The organism is Catellatospora vulcania, assembly GCF_009720385.1.
In the GTDB taxonomy this organism is placed as follows: domain Bacteria; phylum Actinomycetota; class Actinomycetes; order Mycobacteriales; family Micromonosporaceae; genus Catellatospora; species Catellatospora vulcania.
On the sequence record NZ_WARX01000001.1, the window covers coordinates 769,495 to 791,023 of the forward strand.

General features: G+C 71.8%; 19 protein-coding genes and 1 pseudogene. 12 read left to right on the plus strand and 8 right to left on the minus strand.

What is annotated here, in order from left to right:
- Positions 1-131: 131 nt before the first annotated feature.
- The 4 genes and pseudogenes from F6W97_RS40855 to F6W97_RS22710 form a co-directional block, all read left to right on the plus strand.
- Positions 132-521 (plus strand): annotated as a pseudogene (locus F6W97_RS40855) (metallophosphoesterase); the annotation flags it as partial.
- 600 nt (positions 522-1,121) lie between these two features.
- Positions 1,122-2,312, plus strand: a complete 1,191-nt coding sequence (locus tag F6W97_RS40860) for a saccharopine dehydrogenase family protein (RefSeq protein WP_230686978.1) — start codon at positions 1,122-1,124, stop codon at positions 2,310-2,312.
- Between the two features lie 281 nt (positions 2,313-2,593).
- Positions 2,594-4,480, plus strand: coding sequence for a cellulase family glycosylhydrolase (locus F6W97_RS22705; protein ID WP_155372429.1), 1,887 nt, complete (start codon positions 2,594-2,596; stop codon positions 4,478-4,480).
- A gap of 244 nt (positions 4,481-4,724) precedes the next feature.
- Complete coding sequence (locus tag F6W97_RS22710; protein ID WP_196279273.1) at positions 4,725-7,448, plus strand: PQQ-dependent sugar dehydrogenase; 2,724 nt, start codon at positions 4,725-4,727, stop codon at positions 7,446-7,448.
- A 131-nt stretch (positions 7,449-7,579) separates the two neighbouring features.
- Here F6W97_RS22710 and F6W97_RS22715 read toward each other — a convergent pair whose 3' ends face one another.
- Positions 7,580-8,491 carry a LysR family transcriptional regulator gene (locus F6W97_RS22715; RefSeq protein ID WP_155372431.1) on the minus strand — a complete coding sequence of 304 codons (912 nt, stop codon included), beginning with the start codon at positions 8,489-8,491 and terminating at the stop codon, positions 7,580-7,582.
- Positions 8,492-8,561: 70 nt separating this feature from the next.
- Here F6W97_RS22715 and F6W97_RS22720 point away from each other — a divergent pair, with 70 nt between their 5' ends.
- Positions 8,562-9,521: a DMT family transporter gene (locus F6W97_RS22720; RefSeq protein ID WP_155372432.1), complete on the plus strand. Its 960-nt coding sequence runs from the start codon at positions 8,562-8,564 to the stop codon at positions 9,519-9,521.
- Positions 9,522-9,721: 200 nt separating this feature from the next.
- On the opposite strand, the gene F6W97_RS22725 is transcribed toward F6W97_RS22720, so the two are convergent.
- The 4 genes from F6W97_RS22725 to F6W97_RS22740 are packed head-to-tail and all read right to left on the minus strand — an operon-like array spanning position 9,722 to position 13,386.
- Positions 9,722-10,663 (minus strand): acyl-ACP desaturase, encoded by a 942-nt coding sequence (locus F6W97_RS22725; protein ID WP_230686883.1) that lies wholly within the window; start codon positions 10,661-10,663, stop codon positions 9,722-9,724.
- A 56-nt stretch (positions 10,664-10,719) separates the two neighbouring features.
- Positions 10,720-11,451, minus strand: coding sequence for a lysophospholipid acyltransferase family protein (locus F6W97_RS22730; protein ID WP_155372433.1), 732 nt, complete (start codon positions 11,449-11,451; stop codon positions 10,720-10,722).
- Positions 11,390-12,811 carry an MFS transporter gene (locus F6W97_RS22735; protein WP_196279274.1) on the minus strand — a complete coding sequence of 474 codons (1,422 nt, stop codon included), beginning with the start codon at positions 12,809-12,811 and terminating at the stop codon, positions 11,390-11,392. The genes F6W97_RS22730 and F6W97_RS22735 overlap by 62 nt, the downstream gene beginning before the upstream one ends.
- A complete protein-coding gene (locus F6W97_RS22740; RefSeq protein ID WP_155372434.1) occupies positions 12,808-13,386 on the minus strand; it encodes a winged helix-turn-helix domain-containing protein in 579 nt (192 codons plus the stop codon). Before F6W97_RS22740 ends, F6W97_RS22735 begins: the two co-directional genes overlap by 4 nt.
- A gap of 228 nt (positions 13,387-13,614) precedes the next feature.
- Here F6W97_RS22740 and ssuE point away from each other — a divergent pair, with 228 nt between their 5' ends.
- The 3 genes from ssuE (at position 13,615) to F6W97_RS22755 (ending at position 15,819) form a co-directional block, all read left to right on the plus strand.
- Positions 13,615-14,148, plus strand: a complete 534-nt coding sequence (gene ssuE, locus F6W97_RS22745; RefSeq protein ID WP_155372435.1) for an NADPH-dependent FMN reductase — start codon at positions 13,615-13,617, stop codon at positions 14,146-14,148.
- 61 nt (positions 14,149-14,209) lie between these two features.
- Complete coding sequence (locus F6W97_RS22750) at positions 14,210-14,785, plus strand: DUF4291 domain-containing protein (RefSeq protein ID WP_155372436.1); 576 nt, start codon at positions 14,210-14,212, stop codon at positions 14,783-14,785.
- A gap of 164 nt (positions 14,786-14,949) precedes the next feature.
- The gene (locus F6W97_RS22755; protein WP_155372437.1) at positions 14,950-15,819 is read left to right on the plus strand and encodes an AraC family transcriptional regulator; all 870 of its coding nucleotides are present in this window, start codon (positions 14,950-14,952) and stop codon (positions 15,817-15,819) included.
- Positions 15,820-15,880: 61 nt separating this feature from the next.
- Here F6W97_RS22755 and F6W97_RS22760 read toward each other — a convergent pair whose 3' ends face one another.
- A complete protein-coding gene (locus tag F6W97_RS22760) occupies positions 15,881-16,363 on the minus strand; it encodes a macro domain-containing protein (protein WP_196279322.1) in 483 nt (160 codons plus the stop codon).
- 76 nt (positions 16,364-16,439) lie between these two features.
- On the opposite strand from F6W97_RS22760, the gene F6W97_RS22765 reads away from it, so the two are divergent.
- Positions 16,440-16,994, plus strand: coding sequence for an NADAR family protein (locus tag F6W97_RS22765; protein WP_155372439.1), 555 nt, complete (start codon positions 16,440-16,442; stop codon positions 16,992-16,994).
- A 4-nt stretch (positions 16,995-16,998) separates the two neighbouring features.
- Here F6W97_RS22765 and F6W97_RS22770 read toward each other — a convergent pair whose 3' ends face one another.
- Positions 16,999-17,865, minus strand: a complete 867-nt coding sequence (locus tag F6W97_RS22770; protein WP_155372440.1) for a tetratricopeptide repeat protein — start codon at positions 17,863-17,865, stop codon at positions 16,999-17,001.
- Positions 17,866-17,974: 109 nt separating this feature from the next.
- On the opposite strand from F6W97_RS22770, the gene F6W97_RS22775 reads away from it, so the two are divergent.
- A complete protein-coding gene (locus F6W97_RS22775) occupies positions 17,975-18,844 on the plus strand; it encodes a hypothetical protein (RefSeq protein ID WP_155372441.1) in 870 nt (289 codons plus the stop codon).
- Between the two features lie 164 nt (positions 18,845-19,008).
- On the opposite strand, the gene F6W97_RS22780 is transcribed toward F6W97_RS22775, so the two are convergent.
- Positions 19,009-19,692, minus strand: a complete 684-nt coding sequence (locus F6W97_RS22780) for a GntR family transcriptional regulator (protein ID WP_155372442.1) — start codon at positions 19,690-19,692, stop codon at positions 19,009-19,011.
- Positions 19,693-19,761: 69 nt separating this feature from the next.
- Between F6W97_RS22780 and F6W97_RS22785 the strand changes: the two genes are divergently transcribed.
- Entirely contained in the window at positions 19,762-20,637 is an 876-nt protein-coding gene (locus F6W97_RS22785) for an amidohydrolase family protein (RefSeq protein ID WP_155372443.1), read from the plus strand.
- Complete coding sequence (locus F6W97_RS22790) at positions 20,634-21,476, plus strand: fumarylacetoacetate hydrolase family protein (protein ID WP_155372444.1); 843 nt, start codon at positions 20,634-20,636, stop codon at positions 21,474-21,476. The genes F6W97_RS22785 and F6W97_RS22790 overlap by 4 nt, the downstream gene beginning before the upstream one ends.
- Positions 21,477-21,529 lie beyond the last annotated feature (53 nt).

Consider the following 21,529-nt stretch of genomic DNA (forward strand, 5'->3'; position numbering starts at 1 on the left):
GCCGTTGTCGGGCATCGACGCCAAGTCGTCCCGAGCCGTGACCGGAACACCCGGTCGTCCGGCCGCCCGGTCGGGCGAACCGTGGCGAGCACGGCGTGGGTAGTGTTGCGGCGCAGGACAGAGGAGGGTGGATGGACCGGGTCATCGTCATCGGGGACGTCGGCGGTTTCCCGGATCAGCTCAGCGCGGCCCTGGTCGCGGCCGGGGCACGCAAGAAGGACCTGCGGCTGCCCGCCGACCTGACCGTGATCCAGGTCGGCGACCTGGTCGACCGTGGCCCGGACAGCTCCGGCGTGCTGCGCATCGTCGCCGACCGCCTCGACGCCCAGCCGGACCAGTGGATCCAGCTGCTCGGCAACCACGAGTCGCAGTACCTGCCCGGCGGCGACCACTTCTTCCCGGAGCAGCTGTCCAAGGCCGACGCGCGCCTGCTGCGCACCTGGTGGGAGGACGGCAGGCTGCGGGTGGCGGCCGCGGTGCGCACCGCCGACGGTGACGACTACCTGCTCAGCCACGCCGGGCTGACCGTGGCCTGCTGGCAGGAGCTGGGCGAGCCGGCCACCGCCGCGGCCGCGGCGCGGCTGCTCGACGAGCGGCCCGAGCCGCTGCTGTGGCGCGGCTTCTACACCGACGCCGACGGCAAGTCCGGGCCGCTGTGGGCCGAGGCCGGGTCGGAGCTGTACGGCGAGTGGTTGAGCTTCCACGCCACCGGCGGGTTCGTCCCGTTCGGTCAGATCCACGGGCACTCGCAGATCGTGGGCTTCCGGGACCGCAGCTGGCGGGTGACCGGCCGGATCCGGCAGCGGGCCACCGTCGACTGGCAGGCGCGGCATGTGCGGGTGCGCGCGGGCGGCCGGGTCCTCATCGGCGTCGACCCCAAACACGGCCGCACCGGCGCGCCGTCGTGGCGGCCGCTGGAACTCGACGGCGCCCTCGTGCTGCCCTCCGGCCACCGGCCCGGCGGTGCCGCGCAGGTCGATGAGGTCGTGCGGCCGGCCGACGTGGTGACGGCGGACGGCGCGTCGGCATCGGGTGGCTCAATGACTCCGGACGGCCCGGCGTACGCCGGCGGTGTGCTGGTGGGGGCCCACGCGGGCACGGCAGGTGAGGTCGCGCCACGGGTGGGACGCGATGCGGACCGGCCGTACGACATCGTGCTGTTCGGCGCGACGGGATTCACCGGCGGGCTGACCGCGGAGTATCTGGCGCGGCACGTTCCCGCCGGGTGCCGGTGGGCGCTCGCCGGGCGCGACCAGGCCCGGCTGGCGGCGGTGCGCGACCGGCTGGCGGGGTCCGCGCCCGGTTGTGCCGAGTTGCCGCTGCTGGTCGCCGACAGCGCCGACCCGGCCTCGCTGGCCGCGCTGGCTGCCGCGACCCGCGTCGTGATCAGCACCGTGGGCCCGTACGTGTTGTACGGCGAGCCGCTGGTGGCCGCATGTGCGCAGGCCGGGACCGACTATGTGGACCTGACCGGCGAGCCCGAGTTCGTCGACGCGATGTACACGCGCCACCACGCCACCGCCGTGGGCAGCGGGGCCCGGCTGGTGCACGCGTGCGGGTTCGACTCGATGCCGCACGACCTGGGGGTGTACCTGGCCGTGGGGCGGCTGCCGTCCGACGGCCCGATCCGGGTCGACGGGCTGCTGAGGGCGCGCGGCTCGGTGTCGGGCGGCACCCTGGCCTCGGCACTGCTGGCGTTCTCGCGGCGGCGGCAGACGGCACACGCGGGCCGCGAGCGCCGCGCTCTCGACCCGCGCCCGGCGGGCCGGCGCATCCGCACGCCGCTGGGCAGGCTGCGCCGGCTGCGTCCGGAGAGCGGGCTCCAGGGCTGGGCGGTGCCGCTGCCGACGATCGACCCGCAGATCGTGGGCCGGTCCGCGGCGGCGCTGGAGCGCTACGGCCCGGACTTCTCCTACACCCACAGTGCCGTGGTGCGGCGGCTGCCGGTCGCGCTGGCCGCGCTCGCCGGTGTCGCGGTGCTGTTCGTGCTGGCCCAGCTCGGGCCGGTGCGGCGGTGGCTGACGCGGCGGCTGCCGGGAGGGCAGGGGCCCGGCCCGGAGCAGCGGGCGAAGAACTGGTTCAGCGTCAGGTTCGTCGGCGAGGGCGGCGGTCGGCGGGTGGTCGCCGAGGTGTCCGGCGGCGACCCCGGCTACGGCGAGACCGCGAAGATGCTGGCCGAGTCAGCGCTGTGCCTGGCCTTCGACGAGCTGCCGCCGACCGCCGGGCAGGTCACCACCGCGGTGGCGATGGGCGACGCGCTGACGGCCCGGCTGATCGCCGCGGGTCTGCGACTAGCGGTCGAGCCTTCCTGAGCACAGGCCGGTGAACCGGTTCAGTGCTGTGTTCAGCAGAAGGCGCGCCCTCCTGCTTCGATCATGAGGTTGTGGCCACGACTCGCCGGTGAGCCGTGCCATAAGTTCATGATCAGCGTCGAGGGTCGCCCAGGGCGGCGCCTTAACCGGTTGCGCGCATCGGGGCATCAACCTATGCTGATGCCGACGCTTGTAGGGAGCCGTCGGGCTGCGTCATCCGCTTCCTCGTGTCCTTCCCCCGTGTCGGCCGTGCCGCCGGGGCTGCTCCCTTCGAGGTGAACATGAAACGAAAGATCGCGCTCGCGGCTGCGTCCATATTGACGCTGGCCGCCGCCGTGGTGGCCTTCAGTCAGCCGGCGCAGGCCGCCACCGGCATCCGCGTGTCCAACGGCAAGCTCGTCGAGGCCAACGGCACTGCCCTCAAGCTGCGTGGCATCAACCACCCGCACGCCTGGTACGCCACCCAGACCAGCTCCTTCGCCAACATCAAGGCGGCCGGGGCCAACTCCGTGCGGGTGGTGCTGTCCGGCGGGCGCTGGACCACCAACACCGCGAGCGACGTCGCCAACGTCATCTCGCTGTGCAAGGCCAACAAGCTGATCTGCGTACTGGAGAACCACGACACCACCGGCTTCGGTGAGCAGAGCGGCTCGGTCAGCCTGGACACGGCGGTGAACTACTGGATCAGCATCCAGAGCGCGCTGACCGGCCAGGAGAACTACGTCATCCTCAACATCGGCAACGAGCCGATCGGCAACAACGCGACCACCCCGAACTGGACCGACGCCACCAAGAGCGCCATTCAGCGCCTGCGCAGCGCCGGGTTCCAGCACACCATCATGGTGGACGCGCCGAACTGGGGCCAGGACTGGTCGTTCACGATGCGCGACAACGCGCCCAGCGTGCTGGCCGCCGACACCACCGGCAACACCATCTTCAGCGTGCACATGTACGGCGTGTTCGACACCGCCGCCGAGGTGACCGCGTACGTCGACTCGTTCACCAGCCGCAACCTGGCGCTGTGCGTGTGCGAGTTCGGCGACATGCACTCGGACGGCAACCCCGACGAGGACACCATCATGGCCAAGACCCAGTCCGCCGGTATCGGCAACATGGGCTGGTCGTGGAGCGGCAACGGCGGCGGCGTCGAGTATCTCGACATGGTGACGAGCTTCAACCCGGCCCAGCGCAGCACCTGGGGCAACCGGTACATCACCGGCGCGAACGGCCTGTCCACCACCTCGACCCAGGCGACGATCTACAACACCGGCGGCGACACGCAGGCCCCGACGACGCCGGGCACCCCGTCCGCGTCGAACGTGACGTCTTCGTCGCTGTCGCTGTCCTGGACCGCGTCGACCGACAACGTGGGCGTGACCGGGTACGACGTGGTGCGGGTGTCGGGTTCGACGGAGACGGTGCTGGCCTCGCCGAGCAGCAACTCGGCGTCGCTGACCGGCCTGTCCGCGGGTACGCAGTACACCCTGGCGGTGTACGCCAAGGACGCCGCGGGCAACCGCTCGACGCGCTCGGCCACGGTGAACGTGACCACCTCGGGCACCGGCGGCGACACGCAGGCTCCGACGACGCCGGGCACCCCGTCGGCGTCGAACGTGACGTCGTCGTCGCTGTCGCTGTCCTGGACCGCGTCGACCGACAACGTGGGCGTGACCGGGTACGACGTGGTGCGGGTGTCGGGTTCGACGGAGACGGTGCTGGCCTCGCCGAGCAGCAACTCCGCCGCGCTGACCGGCCTGACCGCCGCCACGCAGTACACCCTGGCCGTGTACGCCAAGGACGCCGCGGGCAACCGCTCGACCCGGTCGGCCACGGTGAGCGTGACCACGCAGACCGGCGGCGGCACGGGCGGCTGCACGGCGACGTACACGATCACCAACCAGTGGCCCGGCGGCTTCGGGGCGAACGTGACCGTGACCAACGGCGCCACCGCCAGCACCAGCTGGGCCGTGACCTGGACGTTCGCCAACGGGCAGACCATCACGCAGATCTGGAGCGCGCAGGACACCGCCAGCGGCGCGAGCCACACGGCACGCAACATGAGCTACAACGGCAACCTGGGCCCGAACGCGTCCACGTCGTTCGGGTTCAACGGGTCGTGGAACAACTCCGTCAACGCGGTGCCCGCGTTGACCTGCACGCGTAGCTGACAACCGCTTTGCGAACAGCTGCGCCCGCCCCGTACCCACGGGGTGGGCGCAGCTGTTTAGTTCCCGACAATTCCTTTCTCCACGCGTATTGGGGAAATTAGGGCTTATTTGGAGACACCAGCGTGTAAGAGCCTGAAATATGCATTCCGCTCGTTAGCCTGGCGCACTGTCAGCGACACCACACGAGATGGAGGGCTTTCACGCTATGGGTCATCGGAGATCGCTGCCCGTCGGTGCGGCGCTGATGTCAGGAATTCTCTCGGTCGTCCTGCCCGGCGCGCCCGCGCAGGCCGCGTCGCCGCCGACCGCCCCCACCATCACCGAGCCGGGCGCCGACAACACGCTGGTCAGCGCCGCCGACGTGCACATGGAGGCGGCCCCGTTCAGCGACCCGGACGGCGACGCGCACCTGTGCAGCGAGTGGGAGATCGTCACCGGCGGCGGTGAGCGCGTCTGGGCCAGCGGCTGCACCGGCGGCGTGCTGCGCAACCACATCCACATGGGCGACGGCGTCTTCGAGAACTCGCACGCCGGCCGCTCCGACCTGATCCCGGACAAAGACTACGAGCTGCGGGTCCGGTTCAAGGACAGCAGCGGCGACCCGGGCACCGAGTGGAGCAACTGGTCCGAGCGCCCGTTCCGCACCGCCAAGGAGCTGAAGCCGCGTCCCGACGCGCCGCAATGGGTGGCCAAGCAGGACGGTTACAAGGTGGAGGAGGTGGCCGGCGGGTTCCAGCTGCCGGTAAACCTCGCCATGGTGCCCGGCCACGTCGCCGACCCGTCCAAGCCGATGTTCTACGTGACCGAGTTGTACGGCAAGATCAAAGTCGTCAAGGGCGACTACTCGGTCAGCACGTACGCCGACGACCTGCTGGACTTCGACCCGACCGGGGCCTTTCCCGGCAGCGGCGAGATCGGCCTGGCCGGTCTGGTGATCGAACCCGAGACCGGCGACCTGTTCGCGTCCATGGTCTACAAGGACGGCTCGAACTTCTACCCGAAGGTCGTGCGCTTCCACAGCACCGACGGCGGCAAGACGGCCAGCTCGAGCAAGACCATCCTGGACCTCGACGACGAGCCGCAGAGCGCCTCGCACCAGATCTCCAACCTGAGCATCGGGCCCGACGGCAAGCTGTACGTGCACATGGGCGACGCCATGGAGCCCGACACCTCGCAGGACAAGGACTCGGCGCGGGGCAAGGTGCTGCGGCTGAACCTGGACGGGTCGGTGCCTAGCGACAACCCGTTCTACAACGACGACGACGGCATCAGCGCCCGCGACATGATCTTCGCGTACGGCCTGCGCAACCCGTTCGGCGGCGCCTGGCGCGCCACCGACGGCCAGCACTACTCCGTGGAGAACGGGCCCGGCGCCAACGACCGCCTCGCCCGCATCACCAAGGGCACGGACTACGGCTGGGGCGGCAGCGTCAACGACATGAAGAAGAACGCGCTCTACTACTGGGAGCGCACGCACGCGCCGGTGAACATCACCTTCACCGAGCAGGCCGACCACCACGCGGGCGGCTTCCCCGAGGACAAGTGGGGCCACGCGTTCGTCTCCGAGAGCGGCCCCACCTACGCCTCCGGGCCGCAGGAGAAGGGCAAGCGCATCGTCGAGTTCGGGTTCAACGGCGACGGCTCCGTCACCGGCCCGAAGACGCTGGTCGAGTACAACGGCAGCGGCAAGAGCACGGTCGCGGGCCTCGCCGTCGGCCAGGACGGCCTCTACTTCACCGGCCTCTACCCGGACACCGGCACCGACCCGACCAAGGCCGGCGCGAAGATCTACCGGGTGCGGTACGCGCCGGGGCAGGCCGCGTCGCCGGTCACGATCTACGGCGACCGCGACTTCAAGGGCTCCTTCCAGGCGCTCGGGGCCGGCGTGCACGACAACGCCAAGGGCGAGCTGGGCTCGGTCGGCAACGACAAGATGAGCTCGATGAAGGTCGGTCCCGGCTACCGCGTGGTGGTGTGCCAGGACGACAGCTCCCAGGGCCGCACCAACGCGCTGAACCTGGGCCTGTGCCGCTACTACGGCCCCGGCCAGCACGAGTTCATCGGGGCTGACCTCAACGACCAGGTGTCGATGATCGCCGTGCTGTCCGGCGCGGCCAAGGGCAAGGGCGTCACCGCGTACACCGGCACGAACTTCGCCGGCGACTCGCAGGGACTCGGCGTCGGCGGCTTCGAGGCGAGCGCGGGCGAGCTGAACCAGGTCGACACCGACACCAGCTCGATGAAGGTGGCCGCGGGCCACGAGGCGATCGTCTGCCAGCACGACCGCGACGCGGGCGTGAACAGCGGCCAGGTCGGCCCGTGCCGGTTCTTCACCGCCGGCGACCACCCGGCGCTCGGCGCGAACTTCGAGGACAACGTCCACCTGATCGCGGTGGGCGGCCCGGCCGTGACCGCCTACAGCGAGGCCGGTCTGACCGGCAAGTCGCAGCAGTTCGCGCCCGGCATCCACCAGGCCCAGCTGGGGCAGCTGAGCGTCGTCGGCAACGACGCGATCACGTCGTTCCGGGTCGAGCCGGGCTACCGCTTCGTGGTGTGCTCCAACGACGGCAAGTACAACACGAACAAGGGCGACCTCGGCCCCTGCCGCACCTTCGGCGCGGGCGACCACACGCTGCAGGGCAGCGTGCTCGACAACAAGATCTCCCTGATGGCGGTGCTGGCCGGGCCGAGCAACGGCGCGCGGATGACCGTCTACCGCGACCGCGACTTCAAGGGCGTGTCCAACAAGTACGGCATCGGCATCTACGAGTCGACGGAGCTCGGCCCGGTCGGCAACGACAAGATCAGCTCGCTGAAGGTGGCCGCCGACCACGAGGCCGTGGTGTGCCGCCACGACAGCGCCAAGGGCGAGGCCGACATCAACCCGTGCCGCCTCTACACCGGCGACCAGAAATACGTCGGCGCCGACCTCAACGACGACATCTCCCTGGTGGCCATCGCCAAGTAGCCGACGTCCCCGCCCTTCTTACGGCAACTCTTAAAGACCTGTGGCCTCGTGCATCTGCCGAGGCCACAGGTCTTTAAGAGTTGCGGCGCCGGTGTGGCGGCGGCGGTTGGCGGCGGGTCTGAGGACGGGGGCTAGGGCAGGCCGAGGGTGGCGGGGGCGGCGAGGAGGTTGCGGGTCAGCTCCTCGACCAGGGGGGACTGCTTGCCGCGGCGGGTGACCAGGCCGATGTAGCGGGTCGGCGCGGGGGCGCGCAGGGTCAGCACGGAAACCCCGGGCGGTGGCCCGGCCAGCGCGACCGACGGGATCAGGCCGATGCCGACCCCGGCCGCGATCAGCGACACCGCGAACCCGTAGTCGGTGGTGCGGCAGGAGATGTTGACCTCGAACCCGGCGATCGCCGCGTACCCGTCGAGCAGCTCGCCGACGCTGACGCAGCCCTGCACCCAGCGCTGCCCGGAAAGCTCCGCGAGGTCGACCTCGCCCTGTCCGGCAAGCGGGTGCGCGGCGGGCACCACGATCCGCATCGGATCGTCGAGCAGCTGCGTCCAGGCCAGCCCGGACCGGTCACCGGGCCGCACCGGCGGCGGGCCGTCGAAGTGGTACACCAGCGCCAGCTCCGCCCGCCCCTCACGGACCAGGGCCAGGCTCTCGTCGGTCTCGCTCTCCAGCACGGTCAGCTCGGCCCGCGGGTGCGCCGCGGCGAACCCGGTCAGCGCGGGCGGGAGCAGCAGCTGCCCGCCGCTGATGAAGGTGGCGACGGCCAGCCGTTCGGCCCGGCCCTGGGCCAGCCGGGTGATCCGCTCCTGCGCGTGCACCAGCTCGGCCAGCACCACGTCGGCGGACTCGACCAGCACCCGGCCCGGGTCGGTGAGCGTGGTGCCGCGGGTGGTGCGCTCCACCACCGCGGTGCCGAGACTGCGCTCCAGCGCGGCGATCTGCTGGGACACCGCCGACGGCGTGAGCAGCAGCGCCGCCGCCGCGCCGCTGAAACTGCCGTGCTCGGCCACCTCGCGCAGGATGCGCAGCCGCTGAACATCGATCATTAGAACCTCTGCAAGCCGCGTAAGGAAGTCATCACTACCGCTAACAACCCTAGCGCGCCAGGCTGAACACATGAAGCGTCAAGCCTGGGTCCTGCTGGCCGCGATGTCGGTGCTCTGGGGCATCCCGTACCTGTTCATCAAGATCGCCCTGACGGAGCTGTCGCCGCCCGTCGTCGTGCTCGGACGCACCCTCATCGCCGTGCTGGTGCTCCTGCCGCTGGCCTACCGGCGGGGCGCGCTGGGCGCGCTGCGCGGAAAGTGGACCGCGATCGGAGCGCTGTCGCTGCTGCACGTCGTCGCGCCGCAACTGCTCATCACGTACGGCGAGATCCACATCAGCTCGTCGCTGACCGCGCTGCTGCTGGCCTCGCAGCCGCTGCTGATCGCGGTGCTCGCGCTGCGCTTCGACGCCTCCGAGCGGGCCGGCTCCCGCAAACTGCTGGGCCTGTTCGTGGGCCTGGTCGGGGTGGCCGCGGTGGTCGGCTTCGACCTCGGCGGCGGCGACCGCCTCGAACTGGTCGGCGCGGGCCTGGTCCTGCTGGCCGGCGCGTCGTACGCCGGGGCCACCACGCTGGTGAAGAAGAAGTTGTCGGATGTGCCGCCGCTGGGTGTGGTCGTCGGCACCACGGGCATCGCCAGCGTGCTGCTGCTGCCCGCGGGCCTGCTGGCCGCCCCCACGACCCTGCCCGGCCTGGACGCCTCCGCGGCCGTGCTCGCCCTCGGCCTGCTCAGCACCGCCCTGGCGTTCCTCGTCTACTACAAGCTCATCGCCCTGGCCGGCGCCGGCTCCGCCGCCCTGGTCTCCTACACCAGCCCCGCGGTGGCCGTCCTGCTCGGCGTGCTCCTGCTCGCCGAGCCGCTCACCCCGGCCACCATCATCGGTTTCGCCCTGATCCTGCTCGGCTCCTGGCTCGCCACCCGCAAACCCACCCCCATCCCCACTGCCCCACCCACCACCACCGCGCCGTCCGTCACCGCCCCGGCCCCGGCCTCGGCCTCGGCCTCGCGCCAACCGGCCCTCACGCGTTGATCATGAACTTATGGCACGGCTGACCGGCGTGTCGTGCGCCTAACTTCATGATCGATCAGGCCCCCCACCCGGCACGGGTGGGGGGCCTGATCGATCATGAAGTTGTGTCCAGGAAACGCCGTCGAACCGTGCCATAAGTTCATGATCAACGCGGCGCGGCGCGGCGCGGCTCGGCGCGGCGCGCCGGGGTGGGGTGGTGGTCAGGCGGCGCGGGCGGCGGCGCGGGCCTGGTGGGCGGCGCGCTTTTCCTCGAAGCGGGTGGCGGCGGTGTCCAGCCTGCCCAGGACCTCGACCAGCTCCTCGCGGGCGCGCTCGCCCTCGGCGGACAGGCCGGTGCGCTCCAGGACCTTGAGCTGGCGCAGCACGGGCATGACCACCTCGTCGTGGTGGATGCGCAGGTCGTAGATGCCGGCCATGGCGATCTGCACGGACTTGCGGCCGAAGTTCTCGATGGTGTGGCCGGGCATCTGGAACGACTTCACCACGCGCAGGATCGCCTCCATGGTCGCGTTCGGGACCAGGTCGAACGAGGCCATCAGCAGGTTGCGGTAGAAGAGCATGTGCAGGTTCTCGTCCGCGGCGACCTTGGCCAGCAGCGCGTCGCAGATCGGGTCGCCGCTGATGCGCCCGGTGTTGCGGTGCGCGACGCGGGTGGCGAGCTCCTGCATGGAGACGTACGACAGGGAGCCGAGCACGTCGGGGTGGTCGGCGGTGAAGCCGGTCTCCATGTGCGTCATGCGGGCCCGCTCCAACGCGATCGGGTCGACGGCGCGCGTGGTCAGCAGGTAGTCGCGGATCGCGACGCCGTGCCGGCCCTCTTCTGCGGTCCACCGGTGCACCCAGGTGCCCCACGCGCCGTCGCGGCCGTACAGCGTCGCGATCTCGTGGTGGTAGCTGGGCAGGTTGTCCTCGGTGAGCAGGTTGACGATCAGCGAGGTGCGGGCGACTTCCGACAGCTTCGACTGGCTGGGCTCCCAGGCCTGGCCGCCGAGCGGTCCGTCGAAGTCGCTGCCCTGGCTCCACGGCACGTACTCGTGCGGGAACCACTCCTTGGCGGTGGACAGGTGGCGGTTCAGGTTGGTCTCCACCACCGGCTCAAGCTCGCGCAGCAGCACCAGGGTATCGGTGGTTTCGGTCGTCAACGCAGTCCTCCTGAGATGGGCTGGTAACTACGGTACCGTAACCTACGGCACCGTAACTAGTCCTCGTCCGCGGAGTCCTTGACCTGGTCCGGGGCGGGAGCGGTACCGCCGAGGTGGGCCGGGAGCCACCAGGAGTCCTCAGGACCCTGAGGTTTGTCCGGATACTCCTGCTGTGCCCGGTCGAGAAGTTCCTGCATACGGCGGTGCAGTTCAGCTGTGACAATGTCGGACTTATCCCGCTTGCTAGGATACATCGGCTCGCCGACCAAGATCGTCACGGCTACGTGCCGCTGGGTCAGCTTGCGCGGGCGCCCCTTCGTCCACAGGCGGTGGGGCCCCCAGAGCGCCATCGGGATCAGCGGCACCCCGGCCGCCGCGGCCATCCGGCCGGAACCGCCCTTCAGCTCCTTGACCACGAAGGACCTGCTGATCGTCGCCTCCGGGAAGACGCCGATGACCTCGCCCTGCTTCAGCGCCTCCAGTGCCGCCTTGTACGACGACAGGCCCGCCTCGCGGTCCACCGGGATGTGATGCATCCCACGCATCAGCGGACCGGCGATGCGGTTGGCGAAGATCTCCTGTTTCGCCATGAACCGGACCATGCGCTTGGCCGGCTGCGCGGCGAACCCGCACAGGATGAAGTCCAGGTAGCTGATGTGGTTGCAGGCGATGACCGCGCCCCCGGTGGTGGGCACGTGCTCTGCCCCCTGCACGTCGATGCGCAGGTCAAGAACGCGAAATGCGGTCTTCGCGAGGGCGATCACGGGCGGGTATACGCGGTCCGACATGGCGTAACAGTAGAGCCCGTGCCTGGACGTCCCGACGGCGCGGCAGCCCCCACACCGTCAGCGCCGCCGCCGCGAGCAGCAGCGCGGACACCGCGAACGCCGGACCCGGCCCGTATGCCGCGGCCAGCGCCCCCAGCGCGACGGAACCCGCGGCCGCGCCGAGCTGCAGCAGCAGCGACTGCACCGACAGCACGGTGGCCCGCTCGCCCGCCTCGACCCGGTCGTGCAGCAGCCGGCCCGTCGGCGCCACCGCCGCCCCCAACCCCAGGAACATCAGCAGGTACGCCGCCCCGGCCGCGACCACCCCGAGCCACCCGGTCAGCGCGGCCGTGCCGGCGAGCCCGGCCAGCCCCAGCGCGGCGAGCACGGTGCCCGCGCAGGCGGCCCGCCCCGGTGAGCCGAGCCACCTGGTCAGCGGCACCCCGAGCGTGCTGCCCACCCCGTCCGCCGCGAAGCCGACGGCCGCGACCAGCGCGTACGCCAGCACCCCGCGGCCCGTCCCGCCAGACAGCACCGCCATCCACGCCGGGGTCAGCAACTCGATCACCGCGAGACCTGTCCCGGTCGCGGCGGCCACCAGCAGCACCCGTACCAGCACGTGATCCCGCCCGGCCAGGCGCAGCCCCGTGGCCACGGTCGCGGGCACCCCGCGCAGCACCGCCCCGAACCCCGGCCGCGGCCCCCGCGCCTCCGGCATCGCGAACACGACGACGAGCAGCAGCACCAGTTCGAACGCCGCCGCCAGCAGCACCGGCACGGCCAGTCCGGCAAGCGCGCCGGATCCGACGGCGCCCGGTGCGCTGAGACCGGCCGACCCGGCCGCCACGGTCTCAGCCGGGTTCGCGGCGGCGGAGCCGTCCGCGGCCCCCGACGGCCACAGGAAGGGGATGACGCCCCCGGCGAGCACACCGAGGCCGAGGGCGGCCGACGCGGCCATCCCGCCGCGGGCCAGACCGGGCCCGAGGTCTGCGTCGCGACCCTCGGCGGCGTGGACCGCGTCGACGTACCAGGCTTCGGCCGGGCCGGAGGACAGCGCGCGGGCCACGCCGCGCAGCACCGCGGAGACGACCAGCAGCCACACCGCCCCGGTCAGGCCGAGCAGGGCCAGCCCGGCCAGTCCCGCCGCGGCGGAGGCGACGAGCACGGGACGGCGGCCGAGCACATCGGACAGCCCGCCGGTCGGCAGCTCCAGCACCAGCACGGAGATCCCGTACACGGCGCCGATCGCCGCGACCTCGCCCAGGCTGAACCCACGTTCGAGCAGCAGCAGCACCAGGGGAGCGGTGTACAGCCCGGCCGGCAGCCAGGTCAGGAAGGTGATCAGCACGTACCGGCGGCGCGCCGAGTCCGCGGTGATCACGCCGTCTCCCCGAGCCGGGGCAGGCCGGCCACGACGATGCTGACCGTGCGCGCGGCCGGATCGGCGGCGTCCTGCGCGGCCAGCTCGTCGACGTGGGCGTAGAACCGCTCCCACAGCGTGTTCAGCGAGGCCGGTGTGAGCCGGGGGAGCAGGTCGCCGACGCCGGAGGCCTCGACCCACTCGGCGGGCAGCGTGCTCAGCGCGAGCTCGTATGCCTCGACGTCCCTGATCAGGATGTCGACCTGCTGGCGGCGCATCACCGCGGACGCCTCGCGGCCCTCGGCGGTCGCGGCCATGTCGACGGCGCTCCAGTCATTGACATGGTGCACCGCCTGCCAGCGGCGGGCGCGGGGGTGGCCCGGGTCGCCCGCTTCCGTGATGAACCCGTACTGCGCGAGTTTGCGCAGGTGGTAGCTGGTCGACCCGGTGTCGGTGGCGAACCGGTGCGCCAGTTCGGTCGCGGTCGCGGGTCCGTGTTCGCGCAGCGCCCCCAGTAGCCGCGCCCGCAGGGGGTGCGCGAGCGCCTTGAACTCCTCGACGTTGCCGACCCGGCGTACGCCCTCACTCTGACTCATGTCCGGAACCGTACGCCATGCAGAACTTCTTTTGCAAAGAATATTCTGTAAGCCCTGGCCGCGTCATGATCGCTCGACTTGCCTGGCAGGTGGCGAATCTTGAGCGCGCATACGCCCGTGTGCCAGGCAAAACGGACGATCATGGCGGGGTGGTCCGCCGGCGGCGGTGCGAGGCGGGGCGGCAGCGCGATACGGTGGCTGCGGCATTGGCGAACAGGGGAGGTAGACGTGGCCGTTGTGGTCGCGATCAGCGGTTCGCCGTCACCGACCTCGCGGACCGCGCGGGTGCTGGCCAACGTGGCCGGTGCGCTCGACGCCGAGATCGACACCATCGCCGTCCGGGACCTGCCCGCCGACGTGCTGCTCGGCTGCGACCCGTCGCATCCGGTGATCCTCGACATCGCCGAGCGCCTGCGGGCCGCCGACGGCGTGATCGTCGCCACGCCGGTCTACAAGGCCGCCTACAGCGGCATCCTCAAGGCCCTGCTCGACCTGCTGCCGCAGTACGCCCTCGCGGGCAAGACGGTGCTGCCCCTGGCCACCGGCGGCACCGTCGCCCACGTGCTGGCCATCGACTACGCGCTGCGACCCGTGCTCACCACCATGGGCGCGACCCACGTGCTGCCCGGCTACTTCGTGCACGACCAGCTGATCAGCGACGACGCGGACGGCGGGATCGTCATCGCCGAACCGGCGCGCACCCTGCTCGACGGCGTGGTCGCCGTCTTCGCCGCAGCGCTGACCTCCAAGGTCGTCGCCTAGCACGTGGCACGGGTGGCAAACCCGGTCGACGGATGCGGGGCGGTCCTGGATCATCCTGGCCATGACAGTGCCGACAAGACAGATCCGGGCGCTGCACGACGACGAGACCATCACCGTCTACCAGGCGTACCGGCCGGAGATCGGCGATGCCGCGGCCGCCCTGGGGCGCTTCCCGGACTGGTACCGCCGCGATCGGATGACCTGGATCAAGCCGTCCTTCCTGTGGATGATGTACCGCTGCGGCTGGGCCGCCAAGGAAGGCCAGGAACGGGTGCTCGCCGTGCGCCTGCGCCGCGCCGGGTTCGACGCCGCCGTGCGGCAGGCCGTGCCGAGCCACCACGACCGCGACGTGTACGCCGACCAGGCCCAGTGGCAGCGGGCCCTGAAACGCTCCCCGGTGCGCGTGCAGTGGGACCCCGAGCGCGACCTGCACCTGCGGCCGCTGGCGCACCGCGCGATCCAGATCGGCCTGTCCGGCTCGGCCGTCGACGGCTACGTCGACGAGTGGACCGTCGGCATCACCGACGTGACCGCGCTCGCCCACGAGATCCACGCGCTGGTCACCGCCCGCGACCTGGCCGGGGCGCAACGCCTGCTGCCCGCCGAGCAGCCGTACGCCCTCGGCGCGCAGTCCTAGCGACGCCGGAGGCCGTACCGGTCCGGGCATGGCGCCGACGCCGGCCAGCCGGGCAACCGGCCCGCCGCGGTGACACCGGGCGGGTCCGCGTGATCGGATCGGTTCGGCATGATCGGGCGCGACCGGGGGTCCCTCGACCAGGCTTGACGGCGAAGGGAGGCCACATGATCTCGGCACTCAACCGGCTCGTCGACCTCGTCGAGCAGCACCTCACCGAAGAGCTCGACCTCGGCGGGCTGGCCGGGTCGCTCGGCACCACCGAGTATCACCTGCGCCGGATGTTCTCGTCGCTGTCGGGCATGCCGCTGTCGGAGTACGTACGCCGCCGCCGCATGACCGTCGCCGCCGCCGACGTGGTCCGCGGCGAGGACGATCTGCTGACCATCGCGGTGCGGCACGGGTACGGCTCGACCGAGGCGTTCGGCCGCGCGTTCCGGGCCGTGCACGGGGCGAGCCCCGGTGACGTCCGCCGCGACGGCGGCCCCCTTCGTACACAACCGCAGCTCAGGTTCCGCCTGACCGTCGAAGGGAGCATCCCCATGGACACCCGCATCGTCGACCGCCCCGCGTTCCGCCTCATCGGACACGCGGCCCGGGTGCCGCTGATCCACCACGGCGTCAACCCGCACATCCAGCAGCACATCGCCGCCCTGCCGGTGCAGGAGCACGCCCGGCTCAAGGCCCTCAGCGCCGCCGAACCGGCCGGTCTGCTGCAGGTCACCGACGGCGTCGACCCCGACGCGGTCGAAGGCACCGAGCTGACCTACCTGCACGGAGTCGCCGTGGCTGCGGATACGCCCGTTCCCGGCGACCTCGACGCCATCGAGGTGCCGGCCGGGCGGTGGGCGGTCTTCAGCACCTCCGGGCCGTACCCGCAGGCGCTCCAGACGACCTGGGCCGCGACGGCCACCGAGTGGTTCCCGTCCAACCCGTGGCGGCTGCGGCCGGGGCCGTCGATCGTCGCGATCCTCGCCCGCGCCGACGACTTCAGCACCGCGACCTGCGAGCTGTGGCTGCCCGTCGAAGCGGCGTGACGTGCACCGGGACATGAGATGACCGCCCGGCGGGCGTCCTCCGGGAGGGCGTTCGCCGGGCCTAGGCGTCGTAGACCGTGGTGGGCACGCCCGCGGCGAGCAGGGTGCCCGCGACGATCGGTCCGATGCGCTCCCAGCGTCCACCCGCCAGCCCGCAGCCGATGCGCGGCATGTGCACGGACGCGCCGAGACGCGATGCCTGTCCGGCGAGCAGGCGCAGGCACGACTCGACCGCCTCGTACCGGATCGGCGGTCCGGAGCTGCCGGTCTTCGTGCCACGCTGGGCGACCATGTTCGCCACCCAGGTGTCCGGCAGCACCTGCACCAGGCGCACCGCGCCGAGGCCGAAGTCGTTGCGCGCCCGCTCGCGGTGCCAGCGCCGGAAGTCACGTTCCGGCTCCGGCCAGCGCCGGGAGATCGCCAGCACGAAGCCCTTGCCCCAGCCGCCGACGTCGTTGCAGACGTGCGCGATCACCTTCGGGCCTTTGGCCTGCGGGCTGGTCGCGTCGCCCTTGATGATCGTCAGCGTGGTCACGGTGGGCATCATGCCGCCGGGGTGTGACTTCGGTCGACCGAAATCGTGACGCGCGGCGGGACCGCACTGCGCCACACTGGCGGGCATGTCACCTCGCAGCGTCGCCGAACTCGTCACCCTCGCCGAGCGCGGGCGGCGGGTGAAGTACCTGATGTTCTGGGGGCACCAGCCGTCCGCGGACGGGAGCATCGGCCCGAGCTGCCTGAGCCAGTGGTGGGAGGCGCCGTTCACGGTCGACGGGCTGGCCTTCGCGACCGCCGAGCACTACATGATGTGGCGCAAGGCGACGCTGTTCGGCGACGCCGAGGTCGCGCAGCGGATTCTGGCGGTCGACCATCCGCAGCAGGCCAAGGGCCTGGGTCGCGAGGTCCGCGGCTTCAGCCAGGCCGTCTGGGAGCGGGAGCGGTACGGCATCGTGCTGGCGGGCAGCGTGGCGAAGTTCGGCCAGGACGAGGCGCTGCGGGCGTACCTGCTGTCGACCGGCGACCGGGTGCTGGTGGAGGCGAGCCCGCTCGACGCGATCTGGGGCATCGGCCTGTCGGCCAAGGAGGGCGACGCCTGGTATCCGCAGCGCTGGCGCGGCCTGAACCTGCTCGGCTTCGCCCTGATGGAGGCCCGCGAGCAGCTCGCGTACAGCTGAGGCGTCAGGCGGCCGGGTGCAGGTTCGCCCAGGCACGCGCGGCGGGCCGCTCGGCCTGCCACCGGTCGAGCAGTTCCCGCGCGTGATCCAGCGGCGCGGCCAGCAGAATCTGCTGGCTGCCGACGGGGACGACGCGCTCCTGGCGCACTGTCGACGCGCTGCAGCACGCACACATGTCGCGCCGGGTCGACGGCAGCTCCATGCCGTACTTCTCCTGCGCGAACAGCTCCGCGAGCGCCTCGACGTCGGCCTGCTCCGACGCCTCCGCGTCGACGGTCAGCGTGGCCAGGTCCGAGGGCGTGAACAGGGCGATCTCGTCGAAGACGGGGACGGTCAGGTCGCCGTACACCCGCTCACCGTTGGGCACGCCGTCGTGCAGCACCACCTCGCCGAACCGGCGGGACGGGTGGAACGGCACGTTGACGATCCGCGCCCGGGTGGGGCAGACCCGGACGGCCCAGACGACCTCCTGGCCACCCTCGGTCTCGATGCGTACGCAGGTCGGCCCGAGGTCCTCGTCGATCTCGCCGGTGCCGGGCGGCAGCCGCAGGCCGTAACCGGCCCAGGCGTCACGGGCGGTGTCCCACTCGCGCAGCATGGTCGCCGCGATGCCGAGGTTCCAGAACGCGGGCTCCTGCTTGCCGCGCCTGACGAGCGAGGCGGCGGTCCGGCCGTGCTCGAACGCGCGCGGCCAGTCCCGGGCGAACTTGTACGCCAGCGCGGCGTCGAACCAGGTGGCCTGCTGCACCTTGCCCGTCGGCAGCAATGCCGCCGCCCCGGCGAGCCGCTGCCCGGCCAGCGGCCAGTCCTCGGCCTCGAACGCCGTGTAGGCGTCGGCGTGTGCGGAACGGGCTGCGGCAGTGATCCTCAAGCGCCCGAACATGTTCCCGTCCCCTGATCCGCGTCGTGGTCGCCGCACGCTACCGCAGACCGTTCCGCCGTGGGGCGCGCGTCCGGCCGTGACCGCGTATCCTCGCGCGATGTGCGTTTCGGCTGACTACGCGGACTTCCGCGGCACCATCGTGTACGCGGGCCGGCGCAACCATCCGCGGCTGGGCCGGATCGAGGTGCTGGGCTACCAGAACACCGCGCTCAACCTGGCCGCCGGACCGAACGCGATGCTGCTGCACCTGCCCGCGGCAGGCGTCGGCCCGGAGCACTTCGTCGACGTCGGCCGTCATGCCGACGTGCTCACCAGGATGTCGGACGCGCTGACCCCGGTGTCCGCGTCGGCGGACGGCATGGACTGGATGGAGCAGGGGACGCCGCCGCAGGTGCACGTGTTCGAGCACGACGTCTACACCGTGGTGCTGGCCGAGGACCCGATGCGGGTGTACGCGGCGCTGGAGCGCGTGCCGCCCCACCGCCGCCCGCGGGTGAGCCCGGAGCTGTTCGAGTTCTACGCGACCGCGTTCCCGGGGCACGCGGTCGCGCTGTGCTGCTTCGACAACCGCGACGCGCGCCGGGCCAAACCGCTGCTGCTCTGGTACGAGCCGCGTGATCCGTCCCGGCTCGTCGTCCCCGCGATCGACTGCCACACCGGCGGCGTGCCGCGGCTGGGCAGCCCGGTAGGGCGCGACCACCTGGTCGTCTTCGGGGTGGACGACGAGGACGTGGCCGACGACTGGGGCCTCGGCCCGGAACACCTGTGCAGCGCGGTCATGCAGTGGCCCGGCGGCATGCGCCACCAGCTCCGGGAGTTCCTGCCGGACCGGGTGGTCGGCGTACGCATCGGCGACCTCGACCGGCCGGACCTGCTGGCCAACGGCGACTTCGCCATCGACCACGCCGCCCTGCTCGCCGACGACGGCCTCACCCGCCTGGGCAGCCTCCGCCTCATCACCCCCTGACCCACCCCAACCCCCCCCCGCCGCCCGGCCCCGCCTGGCCTGGCCTGCCCAGTCCTGGCGCAACTCTTAAAGAGCCGCGCCATCAGGCGGGTCATGAGACCGCGACTCTTTAAGAGTTGCGGCAGGGGCGCGGGGCGGGGCGGGGCGGGGCGGTGGGTGCCTGGTCAGGAGGGGAAGGCGGGGAGGTGGCGGTCGCGGGCCGAGGTGAGGTGGTGGTGCATGGCGTCGGCGGCGGCGTCGGCGTCGCCCTTGGCGATGGCGGTGGCGATGCGCTTGTGCTCGCCGACGGTGTCGCCGGTGCCCGCGGAGGGGAAGTACAGCCGGTGCAGGTGCAGGTGGGCGTGCAGCCGGATGATGGCGTCGCGGAGCAGGCCGCTGCCGGAGACCTCGGCGACCAGGCCGTGGAAGCGGGCGTCGAGAGCGGTGAACACGGCGTGCCTGCGGTAGCCGTCACCGGCTTCGACGGCGACCGTGGCGGCGGCCTCCTCGCGTACCCGGCGGCGCTGCTCGGCGTCGGCCTGGGCGGCGGCGCGGCGGGCGGCCGCGGGCTCCAGCAGCAGCCGCATCTCGAACAGCTCGTCGAACTCGGTGCGGGTGAGCAGCGGGGTGGTGGTGTATCCGGACATGGCGCGCTTGCGCACCAGGCCGTCGGACTCCAGACGGGCCAGCGCCTCCCGGACCGGGGTGGGGGAGACTTCGAGGGTACGGGCAAGGCCGTCGATGCTCACCCGCTCGCCGGGTGCGATGGCGTGCTCCATGATGAGGGTCTTGAGTGACTCGTAGACGTCATCGGTCAGCGTGAGCCGCTGCGCGGGCCGGATCCGGCCGGAGATGGGCGTAGTGGCCATCGGAACACCCCTTGACTGTCACCGTCGTGAGCGAGTACACCTTATCGATACTGCAATGATATAGGATCTATGATTACCGTGGACCTGACAGGGGGCAGACACGTGCGGATCGACGCGCACCACCACCTGTGGACGGCTGACTACGCCTGGCTGGCCGAACCCGGCCTGGAGCCGCTGCGCCGCGACTACACCGTCGAGGACCTGCGCCGCGAGCTGCCGACCGGCAAGGTGGACGCTACCGTGCTGGTGGAAGCCGGGCGGTGCCACACCGACGAGACCGTACGCTTCCTGGCGCTCGCGCAGGACACGCCCGAGATCGCCGGAGTGGTGGGCTGGGCCTCGCTGACCGACCCCGACCTGCCCGGCACCATCACCACGTTCCTGGACGGGCGCGGCGGCGACCTGCTCGTCGGCCTGCGCGACCAGGTCCAGGGCGTGACCGACCCCGGTTACCTGGCCCGCCCTGACGTCCGCGGCGCGCTGCGGGCGATCGGCGCGGCCGGGCTCACCTTCGACCTCGTGGTGCGCGCCGACCAGCTGCCGTCGGTCGCCGCGGCCGTCGCGGCGACGCCGAACACCATGTTCGTGCTCGACCACCTGGGCAAACCGCGGATCACGGCGGACGGCCTGCGCGAATGGCGGGACGCGGTCGAGCCGCTGTCGGCCTGCGACAACGTCGCCGCCAAACTGTCCGGGCTGCTCACCGAGGCCGGTCCGGACTGGACGGTCGAGGCGATCGTGCCGTTCGTGGAGACCGCGCTGGAGCTGTTCGGCCCCGACCGGCTGCTGATCGGCTCGGACTGGCCGGTCTGCGAGCTGGTCGCCTCGTACGCCGACGCGCTGGCCGCGGTCGGTTCCTGCCTGTCGGGGCTGTCGCCCTCGGAGCGGGCCGCCGTGGAGGGCGGCACCGCGATTCGCACCTACGGTCTGGAGATCAACCAATGAAGTTCATGCGGGTCGGCGCCCCGGGCGCGGAGAAGCCGGTGCTGCTGTCCGGCGGCCGGCACTACGACCTGTCCCCGGTCACGCCCGACATCGACGGCGCGTTCCTGGCCGCGGACGGCGTCGGCCGGGTCCGGGCGGCCGCGGCGGACCTGCCCGAGATCGACGTCACCGGCCTGCGGGTCGGCGCGCCGGTGGCCCGGCCGGGTGTGGTGCTGTGCGTCGGGCAGAACTACGCGGCGCACGCCGCCGAGTCCGGCGCGCCCTCGCCGACCACGCCGATCGTCTTCTACAAGGCCCCGAACACGGTGGTCGGCCCGTACGACGAGGTGCTGATCCCGCGCGGCTCGACCACCACGGACTGGGAGGTGGAGCTGGCCGTCGTCATCGGGCGGCGGGCCCGCTACCTCGACTCGCCCGCGCAGGCCCTCGACCACGTGGCCGGGTTCGTCGTGTCCAACGACGTGTCCGAGCGCGACTTCCAGCTGCAGCAGTCCGGCGGGCAGTGGTCCAAGGGCAAGTCCTGCGAGACGTTCCAGCCGCTGGGCCCGTGGCTGGTCACCCCGGACGAGGTCGCGGACGTGCAGGGGCTCGGGCTGCGCTCGTGGGTCAACGGCGAGGTCCGGCAGGACTCGACCACCAAGGACATGATCTTCGACGTGGCGTACCTGATCTGGCACCTGTCGCAGTACACGGTGCTGGACCCGGGCGACGTGGTGAACACGGGCACGCCGCAGGGCGTGGCCCTGTCGGGCCGCTTCCCCTACCTGGCCGCGGGCGACGTGATCGAGGTCGAGATCGACGGCCTCGGCCGCCAGCGCAACGTCATGGCCCAGGCCTGACAGACCCGGAGGCGGTGCGCTCGGCGGCGTGCCGCCCCGCCTCCGCCCCCCGC